Origin of the sequence: Vreelandella zhuhanensis (genome assembly GCF_009793355.1) — a bacterium.
Lineage (GTDB): Bacteria > Pseudomonadota > Gammaproteobacteria > Pseudomonadales > Halomonadaceae > Vreelandella > Vreelandella zhuhanensis.
The window spans coordinates 1-24,452 of the sequence record NZ_WTKP01000014.1; the positions used below are offsets into that span (position 1 = coordinate 1).

The 24,452-nt window shown below is 57.1% G+C and carries 21 protein-coding genes and 1 rRNA gene; 8 read left to right on the forward strand and 14 right to left on the reverse strand.

Going from position 1 to position 24,452, the window contains the following annotated elements:
* Together rrf and GPM19_RS14715 are read left to right on the forward strand one after the other, a co-directional pair.
* Nucleotides 1-85: ribosomal RNA gene (gene rrf / locus GPM19_RS15755) — 5S ribosomal RNA — on the forward strand; the annotation flags it as partial.
* Nucleotides 86-198: 113 nt separating this feature from the next.
* Nucleotides 199-1,527, forward strand: a complete 1,329-nt coding sequence (locus GPM19_RS14715) for a deoxyguanosinetriphosphate triphosphohydrolase (RefSeq protein WP_160419775.1) — start codon at nt 199-201, stop codon at nt 1,525-1,527.
* On the opposite strand, the gene GPM19_RS14720 is transcribed toward GPM19_RS14715, so the two are convergent.
* The 9 genes from GPM19_RS14720 to tkt form a co-directional block, all read right to left on the reverse strand.
* Nucleotides 1,524-2,435 carry a nuclease-related domain-containing protein gene (locus GPM19_RS14720; protein ID WP_160419776.1) on the reverse strand — a complete coding sequence of 304 codons (912 nt, stop codon included), beginning with the start codon at nt 2,433-2,435 and terminating at the stop codon, nt 1,524-1,526. The genes GPM19_RS14715 and GPM19_RS14720 overlap by 4 nt on opposite strands.
* Nucleotides 2,436-2,515: 80 nt before the next feature.
* Nucleotides 2,516-2,890, reverse strand: coding sequence for a translation initiation factor Sui1 (locus GPM19_RS14725; RefSeq protein ID WP_160419777.1), 375 nt, complete (start codon nt 2,888-2,890; stop codon nt 2,516-2,518).
* Nucleotides 2,891-2,913: 23 nt separating this feature from the next.
* A complete protein-coding gene (locus GPM19_RS14730) occupies nt 2,914-3,612 on the reverse strand; it encodes an HAD-IA family hydrolase (protein ID WP_160419778.1) in 699 nt (232 codons plus the stop codon).
* A 323-nt stretch (nt 3,613-3,935) separates the two neighbouring features.
* Nucleotides 3,936-5,000: a class II fructose-bisphosphate aldolase gene (gene fba, locus GPM19_RS14735; protein ID WP_160419779.1), complete on the reverse strand. Its 1,065-nt coding sequence runs from the start codon at nt 4,998-5,000 to the stop codon at nt 3,936-3,938.
* Nucleotides 5,001-5,040: 40 nt separating this feature from the next.
* Nucleotides 5,041-6,207 (reverse strand): phosphoglycerate kinase, encoded by a 1,167-nt coding sequence (locus GPM19_RS14740; protein ID WP_160419780.1) that lies wholly within the window; start codon nt 6,205-6,207, stop codon nt 5,041-5,043.
* A 51-nt stretch (nt 6,208-6,258) separates the two neighbouring features.
* Complete coding sequence (locus tag GPM19_RS14745; protein WP_160419781.1) at nt 6,259-7,296, reverse strand: type I glyceraldehyde-3-phosphate dehydrogenase; 1,038 nt, start codon at nt 7,294-7,296, stop codon at nt 6,259-6,261.
* Nucleotides 7,297-7,363: 67 nt separating this feature from the next.
* A complete protein-coding gene (locus GPM19_RS14750) occupies nt 7,364-8,104 on the reverse strand; it encodes an LrgB family protein (protein WP_160419782.1) in 741 nt (246 codons plus the stop codon).
* Nucleotides 8,091-8,447 (reverse strand): CidA/LrgA family protein, encoded by a 357-nt coding sequence (locus tag GPM19_RS14755; RefSeq protein WP_160419783.1) that lies wholly within the window; start codon nt 8,445-8,447, stop codon nt 8,091-8,093. Before GPM19_RS14755 ends, GPM19_RS14750 begins: the two co-directional genes overlap by 14 nt.
* 6 nt (nt 8,448-8,453) lie before the next feature.
* A complete protein-coding gene (gene tkt / locus GPM19_RS14760) occupies nt 8,454-10,445 on the reverse strand; it encodes a transketolase (protein WP_160419784.1) in 1,992 nt (663 codons plus the stop codon).
* Nucleotides 10,446-10,656: 211 nt separating this feature from the next.
* On the opposite strand from tkt, the gene metK reads away from it, so the two are divergent.
* Nucleotides 10,657-11,877, forward strand: a complete 1,221-nt coding sequence (metK, locus tag GPM19_RS14765; protein WP_160419785.1) for a methionine adenosyltransferase — start codon at nt 10,657-10,659, stop codon at nt 11,875-11,877.
* Between the two features lie 252 nt (nt 11,878-12,129).
* Nucleotides 12,130-13,773: an NAD-dependent DNA ligase LigB gene (gene ligB / locus GPM19_RS14770; protein ID WP_319928140.1), complete on the forward strand. Its 1,644-nt coding sequence runs from the start codon at nt 12,130-12,132 to the stop codon at nt 13,771-13,773.
* Here the strand turns inward: ligB and GPM19_RS14775 are convergent.
* Nucleotides 13,750-14,688 carry an AEC family transporter gene (locus GPM19_RS14775; RefSeq protein ID WP_160419786.1) on the reverse strand — a complete coding sequence of 313 codons (939 nt, stop codon included), beginning with the start codon at nt 14,686-14,688 and terminating at the stop codon, nt 13,750-13,752. The two genes, ligB and GPM19_RS14775, sit on opposite strands and share 24 nt — an antisense overlap.
* A 139-nt stretch (nt 14,689-14,827) precedes the next feature.
* On the opposite strand from GPM19_RS14775, the gene metF reads away from it, so the two are divergent.
* The gene (metF, locus tag GPM19_RS14780; protein ID WP_160419787.1) at nt 14,828-15,667 is read left to right on the forward strand and encodes a methylenetetrahydrofolate reductase [NAD(P)H]; all 840 of its coding nucleotides are present in this window, start codon (nt 14,828-14,830) and stop codon (nt 15,665-15,667) included.
* Nucleotides 15,668-15,768: 101 nt separating this feature from the next.
* Complete coding sequence (sodC, locus tag GPM19_RS14785; protein ID WP_160419788.1) at nt 15,769-16,317, forward strand: superoxide dismutase family protein; 549 nt, start codon at nt 15,769-15,771, stop codon at nt 16,315-16,317.
* A gap of 77 nt (nt 16,318-16,394) precedes the next feature.
* Here the strand turns inward: sodC and GPM19_RS14790 are convergent, their stop codons facing one another.
* The 4 genes from GPM19_RS14790 to prlC all read right to left on the reverse strand — a co-directional run bounded on the left by GPM19_RS14790 (nt 16,395) and on the right by prlC (nt 22,302).
* Nucleotides 16,395-18,587, reverse strand: a complete 2,193-nt coding sequence (locus GPM19_RS14790) for a TRAP transporter permease (protein ID WP_160419789.1) — start codon at nt 18,585-18,587, stop codon at nt 16,395-16,397.
* A gap of 99 nt (nt 18,588-18,686) precedes the next feature.
* A complete protein-coding gene (locus GPM19_RS14795; RefSeq protein ID WP_160419790.1) occupies nt 18,687-19,670 on the reverse strand; it encodes a TAXI family TRAP transporter solute-binding subunit in 984 nt (327 codons plus the stop codon).
* Between the two features lie 271 nt (nt 19,671-19,941).
* Complete coding sequence (locus GPM19_RS14800; protein ID WP_160419791.1) at nt 19,942-20,196, reverse strand: YheV family putative zinc ribbon protein; 255 nt, start codon at nt 20,194-20,196, stop codon at nt 19,942-19,944.
* A 57-nt stretch (nt 20,197-20,253) separates the two neighbouring features.
* Nucleotides 20,254-22,302 (reverse strand): oligopeptidase A, encoded by a 2,049-nt coding sequence (gene prlC, locus GPM19_RS14805; protein ID WP_160419792.1) that lies wholly within the window; start codon nt 22,300-22,302, stop codon nt 20,254-20,256.
* Nucleotides 22,303-22,471: 169 nt separating this feature from the next.
* On the opposite strand from prlC, the gene GPM19_RS14810 reads away from it, so the two are divergent.
* The gene (locus tag GPM19_RS14810; protein ID WP_160419793.1) at nt 22,472-23,812 is read left to right on the forward strand and encodes a sodium-dependent transporter; all 1,341 of its coding nucleotides are present in this window, start codon (nt 22,472-22,474) and stop codon (nt 23,810-23,812) included.
* Between the two features lie 35 nt (nt 23,813-23,847).
* A complete protein-coding gene (locus GPM19_RS14815; RefSeq protein WP_160419794.1) occupies nt 23,848-24,396 on the forward strand; it encodes a gamma carbonic anhydrase family protein in 549 nt (182 codons plus the stop codon).
* Nucleotides 24,397-24,452 lie beyond the last annotated feature (56 nt).

Below are 24,452 nucleotides of genomic sequence, written 5' to 3' on the forward strand. Positions count from 1 at the left end.
ATCCCTTGCCGAACTCAGTCGTGAAACCGTTCCGCGCCGATGGTAGTGTGGGGTCTCCCCATGCGAGAGTAGGTCATTGTCAGGCACCTATTCGAAAAAAACGCCCCCACGGCCTTGCCGCGGGGGCGTTTTTTTTTGCCCTGAAAAGGATGCCCGGAGGTTTTGTGCCAGAATGGCGCTATTCAAGGAGGGAAGCCCATGACCCAAATGCGCTGGGAACGATTACTTTCTCCGCAACGTTTGCATGATAGCCGACCGGAAGGATCTCAGGAAATCGGCCGTAGTCCCTTTCATAAGGATCATGACCGCATTGTCTTTTCCGGCTCGTTTCGTCGTTTGGGGCGAAAGACCCAAGTGCACCCGCTGACCGAAAACGATCATATACATACACGCCTGACGCACTCTCTGGAAGTCGGCTGCGTCGGGCGCTCCCTTGGCATGATTGTGGGTGAGCTGTTGCGTGACCATTTACCTGCCTGGATTACTCCTGCTGATATGGGGGTTATCGTACAGACCGCTTGCTTGGGACACGATATCGGTAATCCGCCCTTTGGCCATGCGGGCGAGTATGCCATCCGCGATTGGTTTCAGCGCGCTGAGACTAGCGGCTTGCTTAAAGGCCTCTCGCAGGCTGAGCGGGAAGATCTTCTAACCTACGAAGGCAATGCTCAGGGATTCCGCGTAATTACTCAGATCGAATATAACCAGTTCAACGGTGGTATGCGCTTGAGCGCTGCAACGCTGGGGACTCTGCTGAAATATCCTTGGACGGTGGAACATGCCGGCCAAGCAGGAAAATTTGGCTGTTATCAGTCCGAAAAAGCCTTACTGGATGAGGTGGCCACAGCACTTGGTTTGATTCCGCAAGGGCCACAGCGCTGGTGTCGCCACCCTTTGGCCTGGTTAGTCGAAGCTGCCGATGATATTTGTTATGCCCTTCTTGATCTGGAAGATGGTCTGGAAATGGGCATTCTACGCTATTCGGAAGTTGCTGAAATTCTTCAACAAATTGCGGGAGATATTCCACCGGATTATGCTGCCATGCAGGCTCGGGGTGCCTCGCAGCGACGCTGCATTGCCTTATTGCGAGGTGCAGCAATGGAGCGAGCAGTCAATGAGGTGGGAGCGGTATTCGTGCAGCATGAAAATGCTTTGCTTAATGGCTCGCTACAACAGGACTTGCTAGAGCTATGCCATCCGGATTTAGGCTGGGGTGTCCAGGCAGCCAAACAATTGGCTCGCGAGCGGATTTTCCAGAATGAACGCAAAGCTAAATTGGAGATTGGCGCTTACACCACCCTGGGCATTCTTCTGGAAGCTTTCATCGGAGCGGCTTTCGAATTGCATCACACCGGCCATTCCTCTTTCAAGCACCAACGCGTACTGGCCTTGATTGGTGAAAATACCCCTCTACCTTCGTGGCCGTTATATGCCAGCTATCGGCGCATGCTCGACTTTATCGGTGGCATGACCGATCACTATGCTGTGGATTTGGCTCAAGAGATGGGAGGGCGCCTGCGCGGTTAAACCGACGGCTGCTTGAGGCGCTTGAGTTGCAAGGTTTGTGAACGCTCTACAAGCAGGCGAATGACCTTGTCATGAATGGCTTGGCTCATAGTGCCGGGTGTCAGCTCGGTCAGCTGCCGTGCCAAGGTTTCACCACTGACCACCAATATATCGCCTGCGGCTTCTCGGGTATCGATTTCCCATCCAGGCAATGCTAAAACACCCTGCACAGGGACTGCCACACCGCAACGCTGAGTTAGCCATTGGCTCATCCAGCGCGTTCCTTGGCGTGTCTTATATAGCGGTCGGCGTTCCTGCCAGTGAGGAAAACGTAAACGCTCCCGCTCCACAGCCACCTGCTTGAGTTCACGCCCATCCGTGGTAACCGGCCAGGCACGTGCTCTCGTTTCAACCACAAAAATGCCATGCGGCGTTACTGCTACATGATCGATGGTAAAACTATCGGTAGGCACATCATGAAAAACATAATAAGGGTGGGCTTCTGGCCGAATCAGTTGCTCAAGTTCCTGGCCGATTGCAAGGTCGCAAGCCAGGCCCAGTTTGAGTCGTCGGATCCGTTGGTAATCCCGAATCAACAGTAGAGAGAAAGCCAATACCAGCCCAGTACTCAGCAACCCATACAGCGCCCATTCGACCCAATCCTGCTGGGGAGCGAACAGCATTCTTCCCATGCCATAAACAAGAGGGGCAAGGCTGATAATGGGGCCCAAGGCACCGTTGATAAATAAGCTGGAAAAGGCATTATCCAGCCGGTCACGCAATGCTTGCCCCGGCTCTCTGAGCAAGTGTGCATCGAGAGGTGAATGCACCCGGGCATCATGCAAGTTTCGCAGGGTCACCACGATGCCGGCCATTGCCGCCATGGGAAACAAGAATATCAGGGGTAAAAGGTATTCCAGCCAAACCATTGGAGTTCCTTGCCCCGGAAGGGTGAGTGATAAAGTGAAACAAGCGGGCGGTGATGGAATCGCTGCATCGAGATAGTGAACTAGCCCCCGGCGAGTTTGACCGTGTAGCCTTGCCGGCTCAATTCCTCGCGTAGGGTCTCGCGGTGATCGCCCTGAATTTCAATGATACCGTCTTTCACTGCACCGCCGGTACCGCATCGTTTCTTGAGCTGTTTGGCCAAATTTTTCAATTCGGCTTCAGGTAGCGGAAGACCGGCTACGGTAGTAACGCCCTTGCCCTTTCGGCCGCTGGTTTCACGTCGTATGCGTACGATGCCATCCAGTAATGCAAGACGCTCTTGTTGAGCCAATTCTTCGCACTGGCACTGCTCGACCGGCTGGCGGCAGGCAGGGCATGTTTCACCATGCTCGGTAGAATACACTAGCCCGGTGTACTGATCTCTGGAAGAGGCCATGGCTAAGCTCCTTGATACTCGCGTTACGGTTCATTGCGTACAGGGTAAGATGATGTTTCACGCATCGACACTAGGTTAGCCACCATTGCCGGAAGCTGAAACATACTAGTGATCATGATAGCCCCTTCCGGGGTTAGTTCGGCATCTGGATAACGGTTCACGTGAATTACCGTCATGCCTGCTTCCAGCGCTGCACGTACTCCCACAATGGCGTCATCAATGGCGATGCAGTCGCGAGCAGCAAACCCCATGATGCTGGCAGCATGTAAATGCAGACAAGGCTCTGGTTTCCAGCAATTGGCGGTATACCCACTGAACAACCGTTCCCCGAAGTAATGGGTTAGGCCGGTGACTTTCAGTGCGGCACGGATTTTGGTTTCTGGCCCATTGGAGACCACCGCGCTGGGGTAGTCTGAAAGCGCCTCGAGTGCTTCGATGGCTCCGGGAATAGGGGTCAGCTCAAGCTCTAGTCGTCGTGCCAGATTGGCACGCATCGCAGTTTCCATGATCTTGAGTTGCTCGGTATCAACGGTACCATGTCGTTGCTGCAACTCAGCCACAATGCGCCTGAAGCGTGTTCCACGAAACTCGCCCAGATAATCTTCGGCCACGAAAGGCAGTCCCACGGCATTTAAACTGATCGCCATTTCTTCGGCCAGCAGTGGTTCACTGTCAACCAAGGTTCCGTCGCAATCAAATAGCAGGCAGAGTGGGCGAGACATTAGAGTTCCCTTGCAAGCGATTCAGCAGATAGCCAGTGTCACATAAGTCGCCGAACAATGGCTATTGAACGCAATTTTTGCCCTTTTGTGAACAGTGTTTTGTAATTTTTTGACAAATACGCTTAGAGAGCATGGAACAGCGCGGAAGGGTGACTTCAGTCTATGAAAAGATTTTACCTAGCGACGCAAGGTCATAGTGAGGCACTGCGTAACTTGATCTCACTGAAGCTGGTGTCTGGTTGCGCTATATATCGCCTAGAGAAAAGCAACAAAAACAAAAAAGGCAGCCTCTAAGGGCCGCCCGGTCAAGCACCACTGTGATGTTATCTTACCTTGGGGTTTAGCTCGCCACGCTCATAACGCATGGACATTTCTTCAAGCGTGATCGGCTTGATGCGGCTGGCATTGCCTGCAGTGCCGAAGGCTTCATAGCGAGCGACACAGATGTCGCGCATGGCGCCGACGGTTGCCTTGAGAAATTTGCGCGGATCGAATTCTGAGGGGTTCTGGGCCAGAAAACGGCGAACCGCTCCAGTGGATGCCAAACGCAGATCGGTATCAATATTGACCTTGCGAACCCCGTGTTTGATGCCTTCAACGATTTCCGAAACGGGTACGCCATAGGTTTCGGGAATTTCGCCGCCGTACTGGTTGATCACATCCAGCCATTCCTGGGGCACCGAGGAAGAACCGTGCATGACCAGATGGGTATCCGGAATACGGGTATGGATCTCCTTGATACGCTGAATAGAGAGTGTATCGCCGGTGGGCGGCTGGGTGAACTTGTAAGCGCCGTGGCTGGTACCGATGGCAATAGCTAGGGCATCCACATGGGTGGCCTTGACGAAATCGGCGGCTTCTTCCGGGTCGGTGAGCATCTGCTCATGAGACAGTTGGCCTTCGGCACCGATGCCGTCTTCCTCGCCGGCCATCCCGGTTTCCAAACTACCCAGACAACCCAACTCGCCTTCCACGGAAACGCCGCAAGCATGGGCCATTTCCACGGTGCGGCGGGTAACGTCGACGTTATAGGCATAATCCATCGGCGTTTTGCCATCTTCACCCAGTGAGCCGTCCATCATCACTGAAGAAAAGCCCAGCTGGATGGAACGCTGACATATAGCGGGGCTGGTGCCGTGATCCTGGTGCATGGCCACGGGAATATGTGGAAACTCTTCCACGGCAGCAAGAATCAGATGGCGCAGAAAAGGGGCGCCAGCGTATTTGCGTGCCCCGGCGGAAGCTTGAATGATTACCGGCGAATCGGTGGCGTCGGCGGCTTCCATGATGGCGCGCATCTGTTCCAGATTGTTGACGTTGAAAGCCGGGATGCCATAACCGCGCTCAGCGGCGTGGTCGAGCATTTGGCGCATGCTGATCAGTGCCATGGTGTTACCTTTTGCAAAAATGAGTGATTAACGTATTGAATTAATATGCGGCCGCCGCCTCGAGGGCGGCGACGGCAGGCAGTTGCTTGCCTTCCACGTATTCGAGAAAAGCGCCGCCGCCAGTAGAAATATACGAAACCTGGTCAGCGATAGCGTATTTATCGATGGCCGCCAGGGTGTCGCCACCGCCGGCGATGGAAAATGCCTGGCTCTCGGCGATAGCACGAGCGATGATTTCCGTTCCCTTGCCGAACTGGTCGATTTCAAACACGCCCACCGGGCCGTTCCAAAGAATCGTCCCGGCATCCTTGAGCATGGCGGCCAGACGAGCGGCGGTCTCGGGGCCAATATCCAGGATCATTTCATTATCGCTTACCTGGTCAACCGGTTTGATCACCGCTTCGGCCTGTTCGGAAAACTCCGTGGCCACGACCACATCGCTCGGTAGCGGTATGTCGACCTTGGCCATCAAGGCCTTGGCCTGGCCAATGAGATCGGCCTCATACAGCGATTTGCCTACGTTGTAACCGGCGGCCGCGATGAAAGTATTGGCGATGCCTCCGCCGACGATCAACTGATCGCATGTCACGGAAAGTGCGCTTAGCACTTCCAGCTTAGTCGATACCTTGGCGCCACCGACAATCGCAATCATCGGGCGTGCTGGGGTCGCCAATGCCTTTTCCAGCGCATTCAGTTCACCGGCAAGCAAGGGGCCCGCGCAGGCTTTCGGCGCGAAGCGTGCCACACCGTGAGTGGACGCCTGGGCACGGTGGGCGGTGCCGAAGGCGTCCATCACGAAGATGTCACACAGAGCGGCGTACTGCTTGGAAAGCATTTCGTCGCCTTTCTTTTCGCCCTCGTTGAAGCGCACGTTTTCAAGTAGTACCACCTCGCCGTCAGCCAGATCCAGAGCGACACCCAGATACTCCTTGATCAAGGTCACCGGGCGGCCGAGAAGTTCACCGAGACGTGCAGCGACCGGGGCCAGGGAAAACTCCTCCGCAAGTTCGCCTTCGGTAGGACGGCCAAGGTGACTCATCAGCATGACTTTGGCCCCGGCGGCCGTCGCCGCCTGGATAGTGGGCAATGCGGCGCGCAAGCGAGCATCGCTGCTGACGCTGCCATGCTTGACCGGTACGTTGAGATCCTCACGGATCAATACGCGCTGACCCGCTAGGGGCAGGTCGGTCATCTTGTGCACATTCATGTGAGCGAGTTCCTCATGTTGTCAAAGCTTTAAAATAACGCTGCCGAAACGTTAATGAGTGGGCGGAAGCTTGGCCAACTGGCGACCGATATCGAGCATGCGATTGGCGAACCCCCATTCATTGTCGAACCAGCAGAGCAGTTTTACCAATTGTCCCCCGGCAACCCTTGTCTGGGTGGCGTCCACGATACCTGAGCGTGGGTCGTGGTTGAAATCGCTCGACGCCATGGGTTCTTCGGTATAGCCCAGCACCCCGACAAGCCGCTCACGGCTGGCTTGGCGCAACAGAGCGTTGACTTCGCTGGCCGATGTCTGGCGATTCACGCAAAGCGACATGTCCATGGCCGAGACATTGATGGTCGGTACACGCATGTGCAAGCATTCGAAACGCCCCGCCAGGTGAGGCATCAACCGGTTGATGCCAAGCGCCAGGTTGGTATCAACCGGGACGATCGAATGCATGGCCGAGCGTGTCAGGCGCAGATCGGTTTGGTGATAGGCATCAATCACCGGCTGGTCATTCATCGCTGAGTGAATGGTAGTGGTGACGCCATGGGCCAGCCCCAAGGCTTCATCGAGCACCGTCAATACCGGGATCAGGCAGTTGGTGGTGCAGGAAGCCGCCGACAGGATGCGTTGCGAGCGCGACAAGCGGTGGTCGTTGATGCCACAGACGATGGTCGCGTCGACATCGCTTTCCGCTGGTTGGGAAAACAGTAATTGCTTGGCGCCCGCTTCAAGGTGTTTCTTAGCGGTATGGCGATCCTTGAAGCTACCTGAACATTCCAGCACCAAGTCGATGTCGAGTACTCCCCAAGGCAGACGCTCAGGGTCGGGCTCGCAGAGCACACGAATGGGACGACCATTGACTATCAAGTCACCATCACGACTTTCGACATGGCCGGGGAAACGACCGTGAGTCGTATCATAGCGGGTCAGATAGGTAATGGTGGCCAGGTCGGAAAGCTCGTTGATGGCAACGACTTCGATATCCGTGTCACCCAGCTCCACCAATGCGCGGAGTACGCACTGACCAATACGGCCATAGCCATTGATTGCGATGCGAAATACCGAAGGGGAGTAGGCCATGAAAGGGCTGACGCTCTGGATAGCAATAAAATGAATTAACGTAAGCGGGTGCCGATAATAGCGTATTTCAGCTAGTTACGCTCATACCGATAGCGCCTACCAGCCGCCAGGCCAGTGGCAGCAGCAGGGCCGTGAAGATACCCGTCAGGCTCATCCCCAAGGAGGCGAATGCCCCGGCGGTGGGGCTGATCTCAAAGGCGCGTACCGTACCGATCGCATGGCCGTTGAGCCCCAAGGCAAACCCGATGATGCGTTCATCCTTGATCTTCATCCAGCGTGCCAACAGGCTGACGAAAGCGATGGCCGCCACACCGGTTACCAGCAAGCCTCCCATCAGCAAGGCAATGGAGCCGCCCAGCTGTTGGGTAATGCCGATGGCGATGGGTGCGGTGACCGACTTTGCCGCCAGTGACGCAAGAATCGGCTGCGAGGCGCCCATCAACCAGGCAATGCCCAAGGCGTAAAGTATTGCCAGGCTAGCCGCCAGCGGTAAGCTGACCACTAATGGACGCCATAACTCGCGGATGCGGGGCAATTGTTGATAGAGCGGCATGCCCAGTGCCACCGTGGCCGGGCCGAGCAGGATCGTCAGCCAGGTAGCACCTTCCCTGTACTCGGGGTAGGGAATGCCGCTCAGTGCCAAGAGAGCCGCCAGAAGGAGCGCGGCGATGAGTATGGCGGGTAGCCATGTGGGTTGTCCGAGGTGGCGAAATATCCCCATGCCCAATAGATAGGCGGCTAGAGTAAGCGCCACGGCAAATAACGGCGTGGCCAGCAGCGTGTCGCGGAGCGATTCAATCTGGTGCATGGTAACCCTGCATCAAGCGCTGCATCAGCCACAGGGTAGTGGCGACACTCAGCAGGGTACCGACGATCAAGGCGGAGAGAATGGCCATCCAGTAACCGGCCATTTCATCGAGGATGAAGAATACTCCCACCACGCCCGGCATGATCAGCATGGCCAGCAAGGCGATCAGCGGCTGGGCGGCGGCGGCCAGGCTTTCGGGTACTCCGCCACGCACCATCAGCGTAGCGCTGAGCAGTAACATGCCCACCACCCCGGCAGAGACCGGCAGGCCGGTGAGCGTAACCACTGTTTCACCGACCAGCCAGAAGCCCACCAACCACAGAAAACCGCCTACGGCAGGCATGGCTTATTACCCGAGCAGTTCGTTGACTTGGGTGACGATATTTTCCACCGTGAAGCCGAAGTGCTTGAACAGGTCGCCGGCCGGCGCGGACTCGCCGTAGGTGGTCATGCCGATCACCCGTCCTTCCAGGCCCACATACTTGTACCAGTAGTCGGCATGTCCAGCCTCGATGGCGATTCGCTTGGTCACGCTTGGTGGCAGTACGCTTTCGCGGTAATCGGCACTCTGTCCGTTGAAGCGATAGGCGGACGGCATGGAGACCACGCGTACCGCCTTGCCCTGGGTTTCCAGCTCGGCGGCGGCCTCCATGGCCAGGGAAACTTCCGAACCGGTAGCGATCAGTATCAGCGCTGGCGTGCCGTTACTGTCTTTCAGCACATAAGCCCCGCGCTGGATATTGGCCAACTGCTCCTTGGTACGCGCCTGGTGCGGGAGGTTCTGACGCGAAAGCACCAGAGCGGTAGGACCCGAATGACGCTTGATTGCGGCATCCCAGGAGGCGGCGGTTTCCACCGCATCGCAAGGCCGCCATGTGCACAGATTCGGCGTAGTGCGTAGGCTGGTCAGCTGTTCGACAGGCTGATGCGTCGGGCCGTCTTCGCCCAGACCAATAGAGTCATGGGTGAAGACGTAGATTACCTGCTGGCCCATCAAGGCCGCCATGCGCAGGGAGTTGCGCATGTATTCCATGAAGATCAGGAAGGTGGCGCCGTAAGGCACGAAACCGCCGTGCAGGGCGATACCGTTCATGATCGCTCCCATGCCGAATTCACGTACCCCGTAATGCAGGTAGTTGCCGCCGGCATCCTGGGGGGTAATCGCCTTGGCGCCGTCCCAGAAGGTCAAGTTGGAAGGGGCGAGGTCGGCACTGCCGCCGAGCAGTTCGGGCATTTGTGGTCCCAGGGCGTTGAGTGTCGCGAAGGAGGCCTTGCGCGAGGCAATGCTTTCGCCTTTTTCCTGCGCCTTTTCGATCAGTGCTTCGCTGGTGATCTCCGCCGGCAGCTGGCGCTTCAGGCGGCGCTTGAGCTCCCGGGCTTGTTCAGGAAACGCTTCGCTGTAGCGCTCGAAGCGTGATTTCCACTCGTCCTGGCGGGCCTTGCCTTCCCTGCGAGCGTCCCAGCCGGAATAGACAGGCTCGGGAATATGAAACGGCGCATGGGGCCAGTCGAGCTCCTTGCGCGCGGCGGCGACTTCATCCTCGCCCAGCGGTGCGCCGTGGGCATCTTCCTTGCCCTGTTTGTTGGGGGCACCGAAACCGATCACGGTCTTGCAGATAATCAGGCTGGGCTTGTCATCATGGCTTTTGGCCAATTCGATCGCGGCCTTGATTTCGTTCGGATTATGCCCGTCGACATTGGACACCACATGCCAGCCGTAAGCATCGAACCGCTTGGCGGTATCATCGGTGAACCAGCCTTCGACTTCGCCGTCGATGGAAATGCCGTTGTCGTCATAAAACACTACCAGCTTGCCCAGTTCCTGGGTGCCGGCGAGTGATGCGACTTCATGAGAGATGCCTTCCATCAAGCAGCCATCACCCACGAAGCACCAGGTGGTGTGATCGATGAGCGTATGGCCGGGGCGGTTGAACTGTGCCGCCAGCGTCTTTTCAGCCAACGCCATTCCCACTGCATTGGCCAGACCTTGGCCCAGTGGCCCGGTGGTGGTTTCGATCCCCGGGGCGTAGCCGTATTCCGGGTGGCCGGCTGTGGGCGAGTGCAATTGACGAAAGCTTTGCAGGTGCTCCAGACTCACTTCGTAGCCGGTAAGGTGCAAAAGCGAGTAGAGCAGCATGGAACCATGCCCATTGGACAAGACGAAACGATCGCGATCGGCCCAGTTCGGATCGCTGGGATTATGCTTGAGGTAATCATTCCACAGCACCTCGGCAATATCCGCCATGCCCATGGGGGCACCAGGATGGCCGGATTTGGCCTTCTGGACGGCATCCATGGACAGAGCGCGAATGGCATTGGCCAGTTCGAAACGGGATGGCATGGGGTGCTCCTCGCCTGAAGTCGAAATTAAAGGCGCTATTGTCGCCGACTTGTGGAGCGGCGGCAAATTCTGGGAAGCCGGGGCTACAGCGTGTAGACTCTGCCTCCCGAAGCGGTGGGTGCCGCCTTCCTTTGCAGGCAGGCCTGTTCTGCCATGATTTCCTGCTGGTGCTGCGCTAATTGCAGCCGAGATACAGAGGGTCGAGAGCGCGATGAGCGAATATTCCCTGTTTACGTCCGAGTCCGTCTCCGAAGGCCATCCGGACAAGATCGCCGATCAGATTTCCGATGCGGTGCTGGATGCCATCATTGCCCGTGATAAACAGGCGCGCGTGGCATGCGAAACCTTGGTAAAGACCGGTGTGGCCATTATTGCCGGTGAAATCACCACCACGGCCTGGGTGGATCTGGAGGCGTTGGTGCGAGAGGTGATCACCGATATTGGTTATACCTCCTCGGATGTCGGCTTCGATGGCGTTACCTGCGGAGTGATCAATTTGATCGGCAAGCAGAGCGTGGAGATCGCCCAGGGCGTGGATCGCACCAAGCCGGAAGATCAGGGCGCGGGCGACCAAGGTTTGATGTTCGGCTATGCCAGCAACGAAACCGAGACATTAATGCCGGCACCGATCCACTATGCCCATCGGTTGGTCGAGCGCCAGGCAGAACTGCGTAAGCACGGCATGCTGCCGTGGTTGCGTCCAGATGCCAAGAGCCAGGTCACCTTCCGCTACAACGGCGAAGGCCAGCCGTGCGGCGTCGATGCGGTGGTACTTTCCACGCAGCATGATCCTGACATCGAACAGGAAGACCTGCGTAAGATGGTCAAGCGTGAAATCATCGAGCATGTGTTACCGGCAGAGTGGCTCGATGAAAAGACCCAATATCACATCAACCCCACCGGCAAGTTCGTGATAGGGGGCCCGGTGGGCGATTGCGGCTTGACCGGGCGCAAGATCATCGTCGACACCTACGGTGGCATGGCGCGCCACGGCGGCGGGGCTTTTTCGGGCAAGGATCCGTCCAAGGTCGATCGCAGCGCAGCTTACGCCGGGCGCTATGTGGCAAAGAATATCGTCGCCGCAGGCCTTGCCGACAAATGCGAAATTCAGGTGGCCTATGCCATTGGCGTGGCGGAACCGACCTCGGTGGCTATCGACACCTTTGGGACCGGCAAGATCGAGGAGGCCAAGATCGTCGAGCTGGTGCGTGAGTATTTCGATCTGCGCCCCTTCGCGATTACCAAAATGTTGGATCTGCTGCATCCGATGTACCGTCTGACCTCGGTTTACGGCCATTTCGGTCGCGAGCCATTCGAATCCAGCTATGCCTGGATTGATGATCAAGGCAGGCAGCAAATCGAAACCTTTACCGCCTTTCCTTGGGAAAAAACCGACAAGGCTGATGCTCTGCGCCAAGCAGCGGGTTTGTAACCGTTGTAAGACATTGACCGTATCGGTTGTAAGCTATCGACCTTAAGGGTTGTAAGAAAACGCCCCCACGGCTTTGCCGGGGGGCGTTTTTCATGGCTGACTTGGTTAGGCTGACGGGATTCCTTCAAGAAAGCGTTCAGGAGACATCCCATGCCGCCAAGGATAGCCTTACCATGGTGCGTCTGGATGAGAGCCATTCGGATAATTATTGTCAGGCTGAGCGTCGTCGGGATAAGCGTCGTTGGGGCAGGCTTGGCCCAAGCGGACGACATTGCTTGTCCAGACTGGCCGCAAGCCCGCCTGTTGCGGGAAGCCGACGCCTTGGCCGAGCAAGTCCAGCGCTGGGATCATGCCTATCATCAGCAGGGCACCTCCCTGGTGGCCGACGAGCTTTACGATCAAGTGCTTGAGCGCCTGGCCGGCTGGCAAGATTGTCTAGGCAGGCCAATGGCGCATCAGCCACTGGGCGGAGCCTTCGGGGAAAGTTCGCATCCAGTGGTGCAGACCGGTCTGACAAAAACCGATGAACCGGGTGTGAGGCGCTGGACGAGTCGTCGGCAGGACGTATGGATTCAACCCAAGGTGGATGGCGTGGCAGTCACGTTGCGCTATGTGGATGGCGCGCTGATCCAGGCGGTCAGCCGGGGCGACGGAGAACACGGGCAGGACTGGACCGCGCGTGCCCGGGCGCTTCCTTCCGTGCCTAATCGATTGCCTGAACCCGAAGATGCCGTACTCCAGGGCGAGCTCTACTGGCGCTTGGAAAGGCATGTGCAATCGCGCAGCGAGACGTCTGAGGCCCGCAGCCGAGTGGCCGGTGTGATGGCCCAGCAAACCCCTTCCGACAAGGAGTTGGCGAACATCAGCCTGTTCGTGTGGGATTGGCCGGATGGCCCGGCTACCATGGAAAAGCGTCTTGAAACGCTGACGTTGCTGGGCTTCGATACCGCCGATTACACCCATCCGCTTAATGACCAAGATGCCGCTGGAAACTGGCGTGAACGCTGGTTTAATGGGCCATTACCCTTTGCCACCGATGGCGTGGTACTGCGCCAATCAAGCCGTCCCTCCGGTCGACGCTGGTCATCAGGCCCACCTGAGTGGGCAGTGGCATGGAAATATCCGCCTCGTCAGGCACTGGCGCAAGTGCGTGGGATTGAGTTCCGTGTGGGGCGCACGGGCCGTATTACCCCCTTGGTATGGTTGTATCCTATCCGGCTTGAAGGGCGTCGTATCAGCCGTGTATCGCTGGGCTCTCTTGAGCAATGGCAAGCGCTGGACCTGCGCGCCGGTGACCAGGTAGCGGTGCAACTGGCGGGCTTGACTATTCCGCAGCTTGCCGAGGTGGTCTGGCAAACAGTGGAACGCGAATCCCTGAACGTACCGGCTACCGAGGCCTATCACTTCCTGAGCTGTTTGCGCCTTGTCGAGGGTTGCCAGGCACAATTCGTCGCCAGGCTTACCTGGCTCGGAGAGCAACTGGAAATGCGCGGTATAGGGGAAGGTACCTGGCAGGCCCTGGTGGATGCCGGCTTGCTGGAAGGCCTGCTGGATTGGATGAGTCTGGATACTGAAAGCCTCAGGGAAGCCTCTGGTGTGGGGACTGTTAGAGCCTCTCAGCTACGGCAGAGCTTTCAGGCCGCACGGGGAAAACCGTTTCCTCAATGGTTGGAGGCACTCGGCGTGCCGCCTGGAATAGATGCCGGTATCACTGAGGAGTGGCCTGCACTCAAAACGCGAACGCTGGAGCAGTGGCAGGCTATCCCGGATGTCGGCTCAGTCAGAAGCGAAGCCTTGCAGGCATTTTTTAGCCACCTTGAAATCCAGCAGCTGGCACAACGTTTGCAGCACGAAGCGGTAGCCGGTTTCAAATCAACCGAGACTGGTCAGCGTTAACATGATGCCGAAATAAAGCGGTATCAAAAAAGGCGCCAGCAAGGTGGAAACCAGCACGGCAAGGGCACCCTTCTGTGGTTGAATCCCCAACTCCATGGCCACCACCACTACGTTGGCGGCCATGGGTACCACGCCCAGGAGTAAAAAGGCCATGGCCAGTGGTGGAGAAATCTCTAGCCACCGCTGCAAGGCTAATACCGCTACCAGCGTCGCCAGCGGCCATACCAGGTACCTGACACCGACACAGGCGAGTACTAGACGGGTGTCCCAAGCGGCCAGCGTGACCCGGCTCAAGGTCATGCCAATGATCATCATGCCCAACAGGGTATAGGTGGCGGGAAATACATCCAGTGATTGCATCACGGCGTCTGGTGGACGAAGCCCGGCACTGGAAAGCATTAACGCGGCCAGAAAAGCGTAAATCAAGGGCAGCCGCAAGATCTTGACCAGGCTTTGGCGTACTGAAAACTGGCCACGAGCACTGATGTAAAAGCCCACGGTAAACTCATAAAGCGTGATGCCCAGCAGACAGAACAGGTAAAGCGTGACTCCTTCCGCTGGCAGTACGATCAAGGCCACCGGAAGGCCGAAATAACCGGTGTTACCGGTGCCGGATGAAAAGGCTAGCAGAGCGCTTTCCGAGGCGTCGAAAAAATGCTGGGCCAGCCGATGGACAACCAGTGCAATCAAGCTGGAAAGCACGAACAGGGCGAGCGTCAGCAGAAGATAATCGGCTGTGGGGCCACCCTGCATCAAGGCGCGAAAAAAGGTCAAAGGGGCGACCAGGTAAATCAGTAGCGTGGCGATGGGGCGCGGGTCGACAGCAAGACGCCTGGCGGCGAGCCACCCCAGCCCGACGAAACTCAACAGCATCAATAGCGGACCTGTCAGGGTGGCGGGGTTCAAGGCAAGCATCTGGGTTCCTCAAGTACAGAAAAGAACATGAATCAAATTGAAGTTTCGGCCGGAAATCTTTCATTGGCTCATGGCGCCAGGACAGGCGAGAATATCGCCAATAATCGCATATAACCTTTTAGATGATGAGGAAAAACGCATGAGCAGCCAAGAGCACCCCTTGGGTATCAGCTTTGAATTCTTTCCGCCAGGTACCGACGCCGGGCGCGACAAGCTCATGCAAGTGTGTGATGTGTTGGCGAGTCGTAACCCGCGTTTTTTCTCGGTCACGTACGGCGCTGGAGGCTCGACTCAAGCACGTACCCGAGAGGTAGTACGTAACATAGGCCGCAGCGGAATTACCACGGCGCCCCACCTTTCATGTATCGGCAGTGACAAGGGTGAGTTGCGCGAGTTACTGGCGCAGTATCGAGAAGAAGGCATCAACAGCTTGGTGGCGCTACGCGGTGACATGCCTTCGGGTATGGGCAGCATCGGCGAGCTGCGCTATGCCAACGAACTGGTCAAATTCATTCGCGAGGAAACCGGCGATCATTTCGAGATTGCCGTGGCCGCTTACCCGGAGTCGCACCCCCAGGCACCCAGCTTCGACAAGGATGTGGAAAACTTTGCGCGTAAGATGAAAGCGGGAGCGAACCTGGCGATTACCCAATACTTCTTTACCGCTGACGCTTATTTCCACTTCGTCGACAAGGCGCGTGCCTTGGGCGTGGAACAGCCTATCGTGCCGGGTATCATGCCGATTACCAATTATACCAAGCTGGCGCGCTTTTCCGATGCTTGTGGGGCGGAAATACCCCGTTGGATTCGTAAGCAACTCGAAGCCTACGGCGATGACAGCGAGGCAATTGGTGATTTCGGCACGGATGTGATTTCACGCCTATGCCAGCGCCTGCTGGATGGCGGCGCTCCGGGATTGCATTTCTATACCCTGAATCAATCCAAAGCGCCGCTGCGCGTGCTCGATAATTTGCGATAAACCGAAAGATGAGAGCTTGAATAAGCGAGTTGGCGGCCTTTCGGTCAAGCGTCTAGCCTGAGTTCTGTAGGTTCATGCAAACCGAATGAAGGAGCTGCACGATGCGTCATTTAATTCTCTCGGGAGTTGCCGTCTCACTGCTGTTTGTCGGTGCGACAACCCATGCTCAAGAACAGGAACAGCACGACGTCGAGATGCATTGGGTCAGTAAAGATGGCATGGAGACATCGATTGGCACCGTCACTCTGGAAGAGAGAAAAGACGGACTACTTTTGACGCCCGACCTTTCGGGCATGATACCCGGCGTCTACGGCTTTCACGTTCACCAAAATGCCAGCTGTGAACCGAGCAAAAATGATGCTGGAGACATGGTCGCGGCGGGCCAGGCCGGTGGCCATTATGACCCCGAGAATACCGGCAGCCATGAAGGGCCTTATGGTGAGGGGCACCGTGGTGATCTCCCGGTACTTACCGTCAACGAGGAGGGCGAGGCCATGCATCCGGTATTGGCGCCACGGCTTAGCCTCGATGACATGCAGGGACGCAGCCTAGTGATTCATGCACAGGGCGATACTTATTCCAATGAACCCAAGGATGGCGGCGGTGGCCCGCGCAAGGCCTGTGGTGTGGTCGAGCTTTCCGGTAGTTAACAAAAAAACCACCGACATGGACAATGTCGGTGGTTTTTATTGTGCGTGAAACATTGCGCCTATAACGCAAGCTGGCTTCAGGTGGTGGGCTTCACGCTAGCATGATTGCCATGCGCCTTACGCTGCATCAAGAATAGAGCCGCTCCGATCACCAGCCCTGCAATGTCGGTATAGACGCCCCCATAGATCATGAAGATGGCGCCTATCAGCATGATCACCCGCTGCCAGACCTTGACCGGACCGAAGAACCAGGCCTGCACCATGCCCGCGAGCAGTACGATACCCAGGGTGGCGGTGACACCCACGCGCAGGATCTGCATCCAGCTACCCTCCATCAGCATGGCCGGGCTGTAGTAGAACATGAACGGCACGATAAAGGCGGCCAAGCCGATCTTGAATGAGGTGATCGACGTCTGCATGGCGTTGGCACCGGATATCCCCGCTGCCGCATACGAGGCCAAGGCCACGGGGGGCGTGATCGCCGAGACCACGGCGAAGTAAAACACGAAGAAGTGTGCCACCAGCGGTTGAATGCCAATGTTGATCAACCCAGGCGCCACCACTGAAGCGGCGACCGCATAAGCGGCGGTGGTGGGCATGCCCATGCCCAGCAAGATACTGATGCACATGGCGAACACCAGCGCCAGCAGCTGGCTGACCCCGGCCAGGCCGAGCAGCAGCGAAGAAAAGCGAGCCCCCACCCCGGTCAGGGAGATAACCCCCACGATCAAGCCGGCGCAGGCACAGACGGCGATGATCTGAATCGCCATGGTGCCGGCCAGTTGCAAGGCAGTGAGAATGGAGCGTATGCCCATCTTGTTAGGCGAAAACCAACTGACTACAGCGGCCGACGCAGTGGCCAGGGTACCGGCACGAATCACCGAATAACCCATGAACAACGCAAAAATCAGAATGATGATCGGCGTAAACAGGTAGACCTGCTTCACCAGTTTCGAGAACAGCGGAATCTCATCCTTGCGCATGCCGCGCATGCCTTTACGCGCAGCTTCGAAATCCACCATGAAGTAGACCGAGGCAAAATAAAGGATGGCTGGAATCACCGCCGCCAAGGCAATTTCGGTATAGGGAATACCGGTGATCTCCGCCATGATAAAGGCGCCTGCCCCCATGATCGGCGGCATGATCTGGCCGCCAGTGGACGCCGCAGCTTCGATGGCGCCGGCACTGCGCGCGGGATACCCCACTTTTTTCATCAACGGAATGGTCAGCGAGCCGGTGGATACCACGTTACCGGCGCTGGTGCCGTTGATCATGCCCATCAGGCCGGATGCAAAGATCGAGACCTTGGCCGGGCCGCCACGTGCACGACCGGCAGTGGCGAAGGCAAAGTTGACGAAGTAATCGCCCACCTTGGACGCTTGCAGAAACGCAGCGAAGATGATGAACAGAATAATGTACGTCGATGAGACCGCCGTGGTCGGGCCGAGGATGCCCGCATCGGTATAGACCTGGCTGAAGAAGCGGTTCATTGACAGTCCGGGATAGCCGAGAAAACCGGGCAGGTAGGGGCCGGCAAACACATAAAGCAGAAAGATTGCCGAAATGACCACCAGTGCCAGCCCCGTGACGCGTCGTGTCAGTTCAAGAATCAGCAGAGAGCCGGCAATCGCCGCCCAAGTAATGCCGGGAGGAGCAAAGGAAGTGCCGGTCGACATCCGGATGTCGGTGTTATAAGCCACCAATAAATAACCGGAACTCGCCAATGCACAGACCATCAACACCAGGTCGGCGGGGGTGAAACGGTGGCGAGCTTGGCGATAGAACCAGGAAATCCCGATGCTCGCCACAGTGGCGGCTATCAAGGGGAAACCGAAATGCCAGGTTTCCACCTGCGGGTCGATACGCAGGGCACCGCCGCTCAGGGTTTGCTGCATGAAAAATACCTGAATCAGCGAATAGATCGCTGGAATCAGCAGCGCATAGCTCACCCAGCCTAACCAAGGCGCGGAAGCGCGATGCTCCTGATCGGCAAAACGGGCACCGGCATACAGCCCGTAACCCAAGATCAATGCCCCGGCAATATGCACGATACGAAACGACCAGGTTTCCATCGGATAGACATTGAGTGAAATTAGATGAAAGCTGGAATAAGCAATCGCTAACCCTGCAAACAGAAGCCACTGCCAGCCGGCAAAAACGCGGCGATTGGACTCCACCATATCTTCATCGACACCAGAGGCGATAGTGTCAGGTGGCATCGGGGCGTCATCCTTGAAGCCGGTAGGATCTTGGTCTGGTTTGTGACTCATGGGGTCACCCTCACAGCAAAAGCAAAAAAAAGGGGGCAAAAAGCGAAAGATGCCCCGTGCGGCATGGCCGGCACGGGGCACCGCTAACAAAGGGAAGGCTTACTTGATCAGGTCAGGGTCGATTTCGTAGCCATTCTCTTCGTACCAACGAGCCGCACCCGGATGGAAAGGCAGCACTTTGTTATGCTTGATGTTTTCCGGAATGGTAGTTGCAGCACTACGGTGAATGGAGCGCATGCGGTCATTGTTTTCCATGGTGACCTTGGTCACTTCATAGATAAAGTCTTCCGGGAGGTCACAACCGGTAATGGCGAAGTTCCACATGGACACTGCACGGGCGTCTTCTTCCAGTGTTTCGTAAGTGCTGGCAGGAATGGAGAATTCCGCTACCGGGAAATTTTCGATAACGGTCTGTTGCTCTTCCTCGGTGAACTCGATGATGTTGACGTCGGTCTGCACTTCCAGCTGGCTAACAGCCGGAATCGGAATGCCGGCGGCAAAGGCGATTACGTCGAGCAGACCATCCTGTAACTGGCCGCCAAGGTCCGTCCAGCCACCGTTACGCCGATCGAACTCTACACCTAGGGTTTCCAGAATCTCGGGAAAATAGGTATCGGAAGTGGACGCGGCTGGGCCGAAGCCGATGCGGGCGCCATCCGGAATCTCGGAAATCGAGGTAATCCCGGAGCTTTCCAGTGCGGTAATCGAGAAGGGTGTCTCATACATCGGGAACATGGCACAGACATTGTCCATTTCCAGGCCCGGTGCCAAGGGACTCTTACCGCTCACAGCATCCGCGGCGGGTCCCATGGTGGTCAGGCCGAAGGCGACATTGCCCTCATGAACCAGCGCCAGGTTCTGGGTCGGGCCACCGGTGACTTCGCCGCCGCCGGAAATACCCAGCTCGTCAGCAATGAAGTTGGCCCAGCCGGAGCCATAAACAAAGTAGGTGCCGCCCTGGCTTGCGGTCCCTACGGTGAAGTTGTCCGGCCAATCCGAACGCTCAGCGTGCGCGGCGGTACCGGCTACCAGCAGGGCGCTACCGGCGAGCAGGGTGAAAGTCTTGGGCATCATGTTGCGCATGTCGATTTTCCCGTTGTTTATTGGAATATTGATTGATGGCCGTTTGAGTAAGCGTCTTGGCTACCAGACGGCCATGCTGACACTCTAATCAATTGCAATTAGCGAACCATAAAATAAATAAATCATTAAAAACAAAAGGTTAATTCGGGAAGGTTCGACAAAGGTCGAAAAGGGAAGAGGGGAAAGTGGCTGGATAACCGCACACTACTGGTTGGCTCATGTGCGGTTTTTCGGACACTTTGGTGATAAGCCAAGGGCGATAAGCGCAAGATTACGGCTTGTGGATCTTGCCAGGATCCAGAATGCGTACCGGCTGAACGTCCTGCTGCTTCTGTTCATCTCTTACCTGATTAACCCGGGTGTTCAGTTCGCCGAGTGCCTCGTCTTCAATGGCCAGCTGTTCAAAAAAATCACAGCTTACGCACTCGCGATAACGAATCCCGTTTTGTTCCCATGCACGGATACGGTCCATCTCGGCGCAGCGGGGGCAGATGACCCCGGCAATAAAACGTTTGATAACAGCCATCGAAGGCTCCCTGAAAGTTGCACGTCGGCCAATGCCGACGTGCAACCGAAGTGAATGTCAGGCGGCACGAATACCGCAGTGACGCAGTAAAGGCTCAACGCTCGGGTCGCGGCCTCGAAAGGCGCGGAACAGGTCCGCGGCATCCCGGAGACCGCCGGGTTCGAGAATTTCACGGCGAAAGCGCAGTCCGGTTTCGGGGTCGAATATACCGGCCTCTTCAAAGGCGCTCCAGGCATCCGCCGACAGCACTTCCGCCCATTTATAGCTGTAATAGCCTGCCGCATAGCCACCGGCAAAGATATGCCCGAAGCTGTTCTGGAAGCGATTGAAGTCCGTTTTGGGTACCACCGAGACCGCCGCACGGATCTCGTCGAGCAAGGCCTGAATCTGCGTGGCGGTGGGGGCCTTGAGTTCATGATGCAAGCGCAGATCGAACAGCGAAAATTCCAGCTGGCGAACCATACCCATGGCGGATTGGAAATTCTTGGCGGCTTGCAGGCGTTCGAGAAGCTCGGGGGGCAACGGCTCGCCGGTGTCCACGTGGCTGGCGAGTAAATCGAGCCCCTCGCGTTCCCAGCAAAAATTCTCCATGAATTGGCTGGGCAGTTCAACTGCGTCCCATGCCACGCCATTGATACCGGAAATGTCGGCGATCTGCTGCTGGGTCAGCATATGATGCAGGCCGTGTCCAAACTCGTGAAACAGCGTGGTCACTTCATCGTGAGTGAACAGCGCCGGTCGATCTCCTACAGGCGGCGTGAAGTTGCAGGTCAAGAAGGCGACCGGCAACTGAAGCCCTTCGCTGCTCTGGCGGCGTACTCGGCAATCGGCCATCCAGGCACCGCCACGCTTGCCTTCTCGGGCATAAAGGTCGAGATAAAAGCCGGCGATGACCTCACCGTTTTCGGTAATCTGGTAGTAGCGCACGTCGTCGTGATAACGCGGCGCCTCAGAATCTTCCTTGAAACGCACGCCGTAGAGACGTTCGACGACCTGAAATAGCCCGTCCATCACCTTGGGTGCCGGAAAGTAAGGGCGTAACTGTTCTTCGGAAATGACATGGCGTGCTTCGCGCAGCTTTTCACTGGCGTAGGCCACATCCCAAGGCTGCAATTGGGTAATCCCCAATTCACGCTTGGCGTAGTCGGCAAGCTCGGAAAACTCTTCCTGGGCTTGAGGTACCGCCCGGCGAGCCAAGTCCTCCAGAAAGTCCAGGACTTGCCGGGGAGATTCCGCCATCTTGGTGGTCAGCGAATAGTCGGCGTAGCTGGCAAAACCCAGTAACTCGGCAAGCTCGGTGCGCAGCGCCAGGATTTCTTCCATGAGCGGAGCGTTATCGAAGTGCCCGGCATCCGGCCCTTGGTCGGAAGCACGGGTGATGAAGGCCGTGTACACCTCACGGCGCAATTCACGGTTATCGGCGTAGCAGATCACCGGATAGAAGCTGGGGAAATTCAAGGTGATCCGATAGCCTTCCAGCTCTTTGGCTTGGGCATTGGCCTTGAGGTTATCCAGGGCGCTCTGCGGGAGACCGGCAAGCTCGGTTTCGTCGTCAACCTGCTTGTACCAGGCTTGAGTGGCGTCCAGCACATTGTTGGAGTACTGGTTGGAAAGCTCGGAAAGGCGCGCCTTGATCTCGCCGTAACGGGCTTTTTGGGCCTGGGGTAAATCGACACCCGCAAGGTGGAAGTCACGCAGGGTATTCTCCACCGTGCGGCGCTGGGCTTGATCCAGCTCGGCCCAGGCGGGCCCTTCCTTGAGTGCCTGCCAAGCATGAAACAAGCCTTCGTGTTGGCTCACCCAGGTACTGTAGTCGGAAAGTTTGCTCAGGCATGCCTGGTAGGCTTCGCGCCATTCGGGAGAATTCATGGTGCCGTTGAGGTGAGAAACCGGTGCCCAGGCTTTGCTGAGACGATCGTTCAATGTTTCCAGCGGTGCCGCAACGCTTTCCCAGGTGGGAGTGCTGTGCTGGGCTTGAGCGGTGAGTTTTTCAATGGCCGCTCGATTGTCTGCCAGCAGGCTGTCCATCGCCGGTATCACGTGTTCAGGGCGAATTTCGTCAAAGGGCGGCAACTGATGGGTCTCGAGCAAGGGATTGCGGGACATGCGCACCTCGATAGTGATGGTCAGGAGTCGCTGAAAAAAAAGCGGAAAAGACTTCTGTTAAGGCCATAAATGCGGGCAAGTGTCATAGGTTTCAATGGCAAGGTTTGGCGGCGGTGCAAGGGCCTGCTAGTCTTGCTCGCTTCCAAACGCCAATGGGCAGGAGTAATCGATGAGCGAGACGCTGGAGCGCTGGGGCTCGAAGCGGGCCTTTATCTTGGCCGTCACCGGTGCCGCAGTGGGGCTGGGTAACATCTGGCGCTTTCCGTATATAGCCGGAGAAAACGGAGGTGCAGCCTTTTTGCTGATCTACGCCGCCTTTGTGGTATTGCTGGGGGTACCGGTGATGATGGCCGAAATTCTGGTCGGCCGAGCCGGGCGCCGGGGGCCAATGCAGGCATTGGGCGCCTTGGCGACCCAGGCAGGGGCCTCCCGCCATTGGCGCTGGCTGGGGGTGTTCGGTGCTTTCACCGTATTTTGCATCCTGTCGTTTTATTCGGTGGTGTCCGGTTGGTCGATAGAGTTTCTGGTGGCCTCGGTCAATGGCAATTTTATACAGGCAAGCCCCGCCGAGATCGGAGCAGGCTTCGATGCCTTCCTGGCGAATCCTGGACTGTTGGTTTTCAATCATTCGTTGTTTCTGTTCATGACCATGAGCGTGGTGGCGGCAGGTGTCGCCAAGGGCTTGGAGAGACTCAACAATCTATTGATGCCGTTGCTGTATATCTTGTTATTGTTATTGGCGGGCTATGCCGCGACTACTGAAGGATTCGGCCCGGCACTGGCATGGCTGTTTGTGCCGGCTTTTGATGCCGTGACCTTGTCGGTCGTACTGCACGCCATGGGCCATGCTTTCTTTACCTTGGCGGTGGGTGCCTGTGCACTCATGGCCTATGGCGCCTATATGCCTGAGGAACAGAGCCTGCCCAAGGCGGCGGCCACTATTGCGGTGCTGGATATCAGTGTGGCGCTGATCGCCGGAATCGCGATCTTTTCCGTGGTGTTCGCTCAAGGCATGGATCCCGCCGAAGGGCCGGGGCTGATGTTCGTCACCTTGCCTATCGCATTTTCCCATTTGCCTTGGGGGGCCGTATGGCTCAGTGCCTTCTTCTTGCTTTTATTGCTGGCCACCTGGACCTCGGCGATCAATCTAGCCGAACCCATGGTGGCGACACTGGAAGGGTTGGGATGGAAGCGAGGCATGGCATCGGTGGCAATCGGAAGTGGCGTATGGCTGGTGGGCGTAGTGGCCGCGATGTCATTCTCGGTATTGGCCGACTTTCGACCGCTGTTCGGGCGTAATGTGTTCGAGTTGGTGAGCAGTATTCCGCCGGACATCTTTTTGCCGCTGGGTGGCATGCTGATTGCCATCTTCGCTGCCTGGATAATGCCTCAGGCTGCGGCCGCCGAGGCACTGGGGTCCAGCGAGCGAATGTTCCGGCTGTGGCGCCTGGTAGTGCGCTGGGTATCGATACCGCTCACCCTTGTCGTGCTGTTGAGCGCTTTGCTCTAGTGCCATAAAGCAGGTTTTCAATGACGGGAGATACCATGAAAAATCAGGCTATTCGCGGCTATCAGGGGGTGTCACCCCAGCTAGGCGAGCGAGTTTATGTCGATCCGGCTAGTGTGGTGCTGGGCGACGTGGTGTTGGGTGATGATTGCTCGGTATGGCCGATGACGGTGATTCGCGGCGATATGCACCGTATCCGCATTGGTGCACGCACCAGCGTGCAGGACGGCAGCGTGTTGCATATTACCCATGCCAGTGACTTCAATCCGGCGGGATTCGCGCTGACCATCGGCGATGATGTGACTATCGGCCACAAGGCGATTCTTCACGGCTGCACTCTGGGAAATCGTATTCTGGTGGGGATGGGCGCGATCGTCATGGATGGCGCCGTCGTGGAAGATGAGGTCATCATTGCGGCTGGGGCAGTGGTTACCCCGGGCAAACAGCTGGAAAGCGGTTATGTCTATGCCGGCAACCCGGCCAAGGCCATGCGACCGCTGAAGGATAAGGAACGTGCCTTCTTTACCTATACCGCAGGTAACTACGTGAAACTCAAGGACCAATACCTGCTGGAGCCAATGGGCTGACCCCAAGTCGCCACCCTGTGTTTTTATCCGGGAGAGAGTGTCGCGGTAGCCTGCAA